The organism is Streptomyces sp. NPDC059037, assembly GCF_042740015.1.
Taxonomy (GTDB): Bacteria; Actinomycetota; Actinomycetes; order Streptomycetales; family Streptomycetaceae; genus Streptomyces.
Map to the genome: position 1 here is coordinate 23511 of NZ_JBHYIG010000089.1, position 7596 is coordinate 31106.

Genomic DNA, 7596 nt, shown 5'->3' on the forward strand with positions numbered 1-7596 from the left:
GGTCACTTTCCGAGTCCGGGCACGGCACCGCGCAGCCGGGTGGCGGCGGCGAGGAGCAGGGCGAACAGCGGGGCGGCGAGCAGCGCGTACTGGAGCCCGGTCGGCGGTATCAGCAGCGCCGCCCAGGAGGCCGGTGGCGCCGCGTCGTACGCCGACGCGTCCAACTCGTACTGCAGCGGCACCAGATACCCGACCGCCGCCCAGGTGAAGGCGAGCCAGCCGGTGAGCAGGGCGGTCAGCGGCCGGGAGCCGGTGTGCGGTGCGGACGCGCGCACCGCGTACGCGACGACCGCGCAGATGGTGGCGAACACCAGCAGGGCGGTCAGTGAACTGTCCAGGAAGAAGGGCCCGTTGTACGAGGAAAACTCGTCCTCGGGCACCTGGCCAGTGACGTCCGGCATGGCGTAGTACGGGCGCGGGCGGATGAGCGTCCCCACCAGGTACTCGACGCAGGTGCCGGGTTTCGGGTCATGGGCGCACCACGACTCGGCGGCGGGCCACACGGTGCGCGCGGCGCCGATCGAGGTGAGCAGCCCCAGGGTGCCGCTCGCGCCGAGCCCGACGGCGGCGGCCGCTGCCATGCGGGACGGGAGGGCCGCCAATTCACCTTGGGAGGTGGGGAGTTGGTTGTGTCGCTCGCGGTTTCGCCTCCCGAGCCGGGTCAGAGCCACGGCCGCGCACGCGAACAGCGCCATCAATACCGCATGGGCGGCTCCCTCGCGGGCGTCTTCGAGCAGCTTCTGGGCACTCGTGCCACGGCCGGACGGGGTGAGGACGAGGTCCGGCAGGCGCAGGGCGGTCAGGGCAAGGAGATGGGCCTGCGGGGCGAAGGCCGTCAGCGCGAGGCAGAGGGCGAGGCAGCGCCGCCCCGCCTGTCCGGCCCCGATCCGCGCGGCCACCGCCCACGCCGTGGAGAGCAGCATCCCGAGGAAGAGCGCGCACCACAGCGCCTCATGGGCCAGGCCCGAGGCGCCGCCGCGGTCGCCGAGCAGGAGCGTGGGGGAGACGGTGAGCAGCCGCAGATTGCCCAGGGGCGACTCGTAGGGCAGCACCCGCAGCGTCCACAGATCTCCTGAGTCGGCCCACCGGATCTGCGCGGGCAGCACGGCGAGCGCCTCGGCGATGAGCAGGCCCGCGGCGGCTGCGGTCACGGGGTGGCGGGCGAGGGCCCTGAGCGCCACGAGCGGCGGGCGGGCCCCTGAAGCAGCCTCAGCCATCAGCCGCTGCCCGTCCCCGAACCGGCCCCGGCCCGCGCCCCCGCCCCCGCCGACACCCGGAACGCGCGCCCGCTGTTGTCGATCCTGTCGTGATGGACCTCCTCGCCGTCCCACCAGGTGATCGTGGCCGTCCACTCGGAGTCGAACCGCTGGGTGCGGGCGATGAGTTCGAAGCGGTAGAAGGTGTCGGTCGTCACCTGGCGGGGCAGCGTGATCCGCTCGCCGCCGTACTCGGTGGCCGCCTTGCGCGCCGCGCGCTGGTGCGGGCTGCGCTGCAGATAGGAGACGGGGATGTCGCGGCCCACCGGGAGGGTGTCGAGGTCGACGACCATCCGCTCGGGGGACTCCGGACCTCCGCAGCCCATCACCCGGGGCGGCGTCCCGGCCACGGGCTTGCCGCGTCGGGTGACGTTCAGGGAGAGGTCGCGGATCTCCACGGCGTCGTCCGCGTTGCCCCGCAGGCTGACCTCGACCGTCATCGCGTCCTTGTGCACGCTGAGCCCGTCGCGCTGCCACCGCGCCAACTGCCGGTCGTCGCCGCCCTGGAAGCCCGCCGCCAGATAGCGGCCCTTCGGCGTCAGGAGCCACTCCGTGGAACAGGCGTCGACGACCTCTTCGACCAGCATGGCGACGGGCGATGGCGGGGCCACGGACTGGCCGAGCCAGGTAACTCCCGCCATCAGCAAGGGGAGTACGGCGCACAGCACTCCGTACAGGCCGAACTTGTCGGCGGCGCTGAGCCCCGCGTGCCAGCGGGCGAAGCGCCGCGGGGCGCTGGTGCCGGGCCGGGGCGTGGACACTTCTCCGTGACTGTTCAAGTGGCGGAGCCTATGAGGCCCGACGGCGAGATCGGCGGCGTACTAAAGGCGTTCACCCGTGGAGGCGATGGAGCGGGCGCGGTGCTCCGGAGCGTTGTCCTCCTGATGTGCGCCGGGGCGCGCCGGAGGGGGCTTGGTTAGCCGTCGGTTGATGAGGACGACGCCCGTGATGCTGATCAGGCCGCCGATCAGTTCGACCGGGCGCGGTGTCTCGCCGAGCCAGACGAACGCGACGGCGAGCGCGACCGGCGGGACGAGGTAGAGCGCGCCGGTGGCCCCCGCGACGGTGTAGCGGGACACCGCGTAGCCCCACGTCACAAAGCCGAGCGCGGACGGCAGGAGGCCCAGGTACACCGCCGATCCGACGGCCGACGCAGGGGCCCGCGCCAGGCCGTGCACGGCGTCCGGCGCGAGCGGGAGCAGGAAGAGGGTGCCCGCCCACATGGCGTAGCAGGCGACTTCGAGGCCGGTGTACCGCTTGAGCAGCGGCTTGGTGGCGAAGTGGTAGACGCCCTGTACGAGTGCGGCGGCGAGCACGACGAGCGCGGCGGCCGACAGGCGCGTGGAGCCGCCGGCCAGGGCGATCAGCACGGCGCCCGCCAGTGCGATGGCGCTGCCGAGGGCGGTGTTGCGGGTGAGGGCCTCGCCGAGGAAGGCCGTGGCGAGCAGCACGCTGAACACCGGGGCGACGGCGACCAGAAGGCTCGCCGTACCGGCGGGAACGTGCACCTCGCCCCAGTTGAGGAGCAGTTGATAGGCGCTCATGCCGGTCGCCCCGCACAGCGCGATCAGCGGGAGATCGCGGCGCTCGGGCGGGCGGACCCCGAGGAGCGGCGCCACGAGCGCCAGGGCGGCGGACGCGACGGCCAGGCGAAGGAGGGAGAGCCCCGCGACGCCGAGTCCGTCAAGGCCGACGCGGATGGCGGGGAAGGCCGACGCCCACAGGACCACGGTCGCCGCGAGGGCGAGGAAGCGGGGAGAGACCGGCAGGCGGTGCGGCAGGCGGTGCGGCAGACGGTGCGGCAGGCGGTGCGCGCTGAAGTTCACGCTCTCCAGGGTTCCGCCTACCATGGGAAAGGTCTACTTACTCTTTCTTCTCCTATCGAGAAGGTGAGCTTCTTGTTCGATGTACGTCGCCTTCGCCTGCTGCGCGATCTGTCGCTGTACGGCACGGTGACGGCCACCGCCGAGGCCCTGCACCTCAGCGGCCCCGCCGTCTCCCAGCAGCTGGCCACCCTGGAGAAGGAGGCAGGCCTCCCGCTCCTGGAGAAGCACGGCCGCACGCTGCGCCTCACCGCGGCGGGCCGGCTCCTGGTCGAGCACGCCGAAGTGATCCTCGGCGGGCTCTCCGCCGCCGAGGCCGATGTGCGGGCGCTGCGCGCGGGCCACAGCGGTGTCGTCCGTGTCGCCGCCTTCCCGTCCGCGGCGCGGGTCCTGCTCCCCACCGTGTGGCGGGCCCTGGCGCGGGAAGCCGGGACCGCCGCCCCCGAACTGCGCATCGCCGAGCACGAACCGGGCTCCGCCGTCGACGCCCTGCGCCGCCGCGATGCGGACCTGGCCGTCGTCCACGCCTACACCCTGCTGCCGCGCGTCCTTCCCCCCGGCTGCGAGCAGCACCGCCTCCTCGACGACCCGGTGCTGCTCGCCCTCCATCCGTCGACCGCCGCACGGCTCCGCATCGAACCGGGCCGGAAGGCGGACCTCGCGCGCCTCGCCGACGAGAACTGGCTGCTGCCGGGTCCCGAGACCTCCTGCCACGAACTCACCCAACGGGCCTGCGGGGCCGCCGGTTTCGTCCCCCGGGCCACGGCCTTGGCCAGCGACTTCTCCGTACTCACCGCTCTGGTCGGTGCGGCGGCCGGTGTGGCGCTCGTCCCCCGCATGGCCCTGCCCGCCGACACCAACGGGATCAGCCTGCACCCCCTCGCCCGGCCGGTGACCCGCACCGTCTCCGTGCTCAACAGGACCGGGGACGCCCGCCAGCCGCACCTGGAGCTCGTCATCGACGCACTGCGGCTCGCGGGGTCGCAGGAGGCTGATGCGGCGGAGGGGATCACCGCGCCCGTGGCCTGACGGCGCCGCGCTCGGCCGCCGACATGCCGGGGCCGTGGGGCCGTGTCAGGATCGCGGGCGGGGGCTCGTACGTACGTCTATGGAGCCGCGCATGCCGAGCGATGCAGCCAGCAGCCGGGGCCCCCGCTGGGCGGACTGGCTCGACGATCTGCCGCCCGCCGCGGGGGCCGCCGTGATGGCCACCGCCGTGCTCTCCGTCGGGCTGCATCTCCTGGGCGTCGAATGGGCCTCGCGCGTGCTGCTCTTCGTGGCCGCCGTGGTCTGGCTGGCGCTGGCCTCCGTCTTCGGCCGCCATCTGCTCACCGAACGGGACCGCTGGCGCCACGAGATCGACACGTCGCCCGCACTGACCGCCATCGCCGCGACAGGGGTGCTCGGCACCCGGCTCTCGCTCCTCGGCAGGCAGCCCGTGTCGGTCGCGCTGCTCTGCGTCTGCGTACTGCTGTGGCCGTTGCTGATGTCCCATGTCATCCGGCACTGGCAGAGCAGACTGCCGGGCGCCGCGTATCTGGTGTGCGTGGCCACCCAGTCCGTCGTCGTGCTCGCCGCGACGGTGGCGACCGCCGACCGGCAGGCGTGGCTGATGTGGCCCGCCCTCGCCTTCTTCGCCGTCGGCCTGTGCCTGTACGTCGTCGTGCTGTGGCGCTTCGACTTCCGACAGCTCGCCACCGGCCAGGGCGACCACTGGATCATCGCCGGCGCCATGGCCATCTCCGCGCTCGCCGGATCGAAGCTGGTCGCCGCGTCGGTCCCGCACGGACCGCTGCACTGGGCGACCCCGGCGCACGACACCCTGCGGACCGTCACCCTCGTCACCCTCGGCCTCGCGCTCGCCTGGTACGCCGTCCTGGTCGGCTGCGAACTGCTCCACCCCCGCCTCCACTACGACGTACGCCGCTGGGCCACCGTCTTCCCCCTCGGGATGACCGCCGTCGCGTCGCTCTCCGTGTCCACGGCCGCGGACGTCCCGGCGCTCTGGACCTGCGGGAAGGTGCTGCTCTGGCCCGCCCTGGCGGTCTGGGCGGTGGTCGCGACCGGTGCGGTGCGTGCGGCCCGGCGCGGCATCGAGGCGGTCCGGGTCCCGAGCGGCAGCCCGCGCGTCAGCCGGCGGTGAGGCGTCGCATCATGACCGCGGTCGCTCTCGGGGCGGGCCGGGGTCAGTCGACCGGCTCGCCGGGTTCGTCGTGGGTGGCGCAGTGGATGCCGCCACCGCCGGAGGCGATGGTGTCGATGTTGATCTGTACGACGTCGCGCTTGGGGAAGTGCTCCTGAAGGATGCTCTTGGCGCGCTTGTCGGCCTTCCGGTCGCCGAACTTGGGGATGAAGACGGAGTCGTTGGCGACGTAGAAGTTGGCGTAGGTGGAGACGAAGTCGTCGCCCTCGCCGGTGATCTCGTACAGGTCGGGCTGCGGCAGATCGATGATCTCGAAGGGCCGGCCCTTGGCGTCCGTCGCCTTGCTCAGTACGGACTTCGCCTGGTCGGCCGCGCGTGACCAGGAGTCGGCGGGCGTGTCGCGGTGCGCCCTGTCCAGGAGCACCACACCGGGGGCGGTGAACCGGACGAGGCTGTCCACGTGGGCGTCGGTGATGTCCTGGCCGCGCACGCCGGCCAGCCAGATGACCTTCTTGATGCCCAGGGTCTGCTTGAGCTCGGCCTCGATCTGGTCCCGGCTCTTTCCACGGTTGCGGTTGTCGTTGACGATCGAGCTCTCGGTGATGAGGAGAGTCCCTTCGCCGTCGGTCTCGAAGGAGCCGCCCTCGGCGACCAGCGGCGCCTTCCGGCGCGGGATGTCGTACTCGGACAGGAGGGTCTGGCCCACCCGGCCGTCGTTGGTGTGCTCCTGCTTGTCGCCCCAGCCGTTGAAGTTGAAGTCGACGCCGATGACCTTGCCGTCCTGCTCCACGAACACCGGCACGGTGTCGCGGGCCCACAGGTCGTCGACGGCCAGCGGGATGACCTCGACATCGCGACCGCAGGCCTTCTGGGCGGCCTTCAGCTGGTCGGGCCTCGCCATCATCACGACGTACTCGTACTCCCCGATGGCGCGGGCGATGCGCGCGATGTCCTCGCGTACGTAAGGGAGGTCGTCCTCCCACACCGACTCCAGGGCGGGCCACGACATGAAGGTGCGTGCGTGGCTCTCCCACTCGGCGCCCATGCGCAACCCCTTGGCCGCTGTGTCCTCGTCACCGGCGGTGCTCGCGGCCCCCGCCAGTTCGTCGCCGGGTCCGCACGCCGAGGCGCCGAGGACCACGGAACCGATGCCGGCGAGTGTGCGCAGGGCCGTGCGGCGGGAGGGGCGGTGGGGGAGAGGCAGAGACACGGTGAACTCCGATCATCGTGATGGGGATCAAGCTATCCGTCGGCATGGAGGGACGCTCGGCGAGCGGGTGCGGACGGGCCTGACACGTGAAGGGCGCGACGCGATGCGACGCCATGCGACGCGACGCGGACGGAGTCGCTCGCTGACTCGACTCCGAACTACTGACTCGACTCTGACACGAACTGAAAATTCAGTCAAAGATGGTGGTGTCGCGCCGCAGGTGCGCAAGCTCCACCGTGATCGCCTCGCGCATGAGCTCGCGGGCGTGGGCCAAGGACAGGACCTCGCTGAGCCAGCGCATGCTGAGGCCCTCCAACGCGGCGGTGAGCCGCTCGGCGGACGCGGTGAGGGCGGCGGCGGGCGCGGTCCGGTGGATGCGCCGGAGGGTGCCGGTGAGTTCGCCGATCCAGACCAGGCGGGCATCGGCCAGCGCTTCCCGCAGCTCCGGGTCGAAGACCGCGGTGGCGCGCAACTCGCCCCACGCCGTGCTGTTCTCGCGGACCTCGGGCCGGTCCTGGAACTCAAGGAGGAGGCAACGCTCCAGGTCCCGCCGGGGGTCGCGCCCAAGGCCCCCGTCCTCGGCCCGCCCGCCCGTGTAGCGCTCCGCCCGGTCGCTGATGAACTCCAGGGTCCGGCGCAGGATGCCCGCGCGATCCTTGAAGTGGTAGTAGACGAGCGCCGTGGAGACGCCCGCCTCCGCGGCGATCTCCGACACGCGGAGCCCGCGGACCCCACGCCGGGCGATGACCCTGGCCGCCGCCCTCAAGATCGCCGTCCTGCGGTCCGCGTCCACGTCACCCCGTCCTCGTACGACGGCTGAGCGCCGTCTCGTATGGTCACACATTGACTGAAACTTTAGTTAGCGGCACGATCATCCTCGGAGGCGGCCCATGGCCGCCGCGTCACGCGTGCTGGTGCCGGTGCGGCAACCGGCCTGTCCCGCGCCTCGACCTCTCTCGCCGAAAGAGCCACCGCATGCCCACTCAGCCTCTCGGGGCGCAGTCCGCCCACACCCCCCTGTCGGCCGACGACCCCCGTGAAATCGGCGGCTACCGCCTGCACGCCCGCCTCGGCGCCGGCGGGATGGGGGTCGTGTACCTGGCCCGTACGCCGGGCGGGCGGGCCCTCGCCCTGTAGGGGGGGGGGGGGGTAGTCGCGGCCGAC

General features: G+C 72.5%; 8 protein-coding genes. 3 read left to right on the plus strand and 5 right to left on the minus strand.

Annotated features, from left to right (window positions below):
* Window positions 1-2: 2 nt before the first annotated feature.
* Genes ACFWY6_RS19945 through ACFWY6_RS19955 form a run of 3 tightly spaced genes read right to left on the minus strand, consistent with a single transcriptional unit; the run spans window position 3 to window position 3106 of the window.
* A complete protein-coding gene (locus tag ACFWY6_RS19945; protein ID WP_384691959.1) occupies window positions 3-1217 on the minus strand; it encodes a hypothetical protein in 1215 nt (404 codons plus the stop codon).
* Complete coding sequence (locus ACFWY6_RS19950) at window positions 1217-2035, minus strand: hypothetical protein (protein WP_384691962.1); 819 nt, start codon at window positions 2033-2035, stop codon at window positions 1217-1219. Before ACFWY6_RS19950 ends, ACFWY6_RS19945 begins: the two co-directional genes overlap by 1 nt.
* A 42-nt stretch (window positions 2036-2077) precedes the next feature.
* The gene (locus ACFWY6_RS19955; RefSeq protein WP_384691964.1) at window positions 2078-3106 is read right to left on the minus strand and encodes a DMT family transporter; all 1029 of its coding nucleotides are present in this window, start codon (window positions 3104-3106) and stop codon (window positions 2078-2080) included.
* A 48-nt stretch (window positions 3107-3154) separates the two neighbouring features.
* On the opposite strand from ACFWY6_RS19955, the gene ACFWY6_RS19960 reads away from it, so the two are divergent.
* Window positions 3155-4108 (plus strand): LysR family transcriptional regulator, encoded by a 954-nt coding sequence (locus ACFWY6_RS19960; RefSeq protein WP_384691966.1) that lies wholly within the window; start codon window positions 3155-3157, stop codon window positions 4106-4108.
* A 91-nt stretch (window positions 4109-4199) separates the two neighbouring features.
* Complete coding sequence (locus ACFWY6_RS19965; RefSeq protein ID WP_384691969.1) at window positions 4200-5222, plus strand: tellurite resistance/C4-dicarboxylate transporter family protein; 1023 nt, start codon at window positions 4200-4202, stop codon at window positions 5220-5222.
* A gap of 43 nt (window positions 5223-5265) precedes the next feature.
* On the opposite strand, the gene ACFWY6_RS19970 is transcribed toward ACFWY6_RS19965, so the two are convergent.
* Entirely contained in the window at window positions 5266-6432 is a 1167-nt protein-coding gene (locus ACFWY6_RS19970; protein ID WP_384691972.1) for an agmatine/peptidylarginine deiminase, read from the minus strand.
* Window positions 6433-6622: 190 nt separating this feature from the next.
* Window positions 6623-7276, minus strand: coding sequence for a TetR/AcrR family transcriptional regulator (locus ACFWY6_RS19975; RefSeq protein ID WP_384691975.1), 654 nt, complete (start codon window positions 7274-7276; stop codon window positions 6623-6625).
* 131 nt (window positions 7277-7407) lie between these two features.
* Between ACFWY6_RS19975 and ACFWY6_RS19980 the strand changes: the two genes are divergently transcribed.
* Window positions 7408-7569: a hypothetical protein gene (locus ACFWY6_RS19980; protein WP_384691978.1), complete on the plus strand. Its 162-nt coding sequence runs from the start codon at window positions 7408-7410 to the stop codon at window positions 7567-7569.
* Window positions 7570-7596 lie beyond the last annotated feature (27 nt).

Coding starts and splice junctions, on each gene's coding strand:
- ACFWY6_RS19975 (WP_384691975.1), bottom strand. CDS start 7,276: ATGTGTGACCATACGAGACGGCGCTCAGCCGTCGTACGAGGACGGGGT.
- ACFWY6_RS19955 (WP_384691964.1), bottom strand. CDS start 3,106: ATGGTAGGCGGAACCCTGGAGAGCGTGAACTTCAGCGCGCACCGCCTG.
- ACFWY6_RS19980 (WP_384691978.1), top strand. CDS start 7,408: ATGCCCACTCAGCCTCTCGGGGCGCAGTCCGCCCACACCCCCCTGTCG.
- ACFWY6_RS19945 (WP_384691959.1), bottom strand. CDS start 1,217: ATGGCTGAGGCTGCTTCAGGGGCCCGCCCGCCGCTCGTGGCGCTCAGG.
- ACFWY6_RS19965 (WP_384691969.1), top strand. CDS start 4,200: ATGCCGAGCGATGCAGCCAGCAGCCGGGGCCCCCGCTGGGCGGACTGG.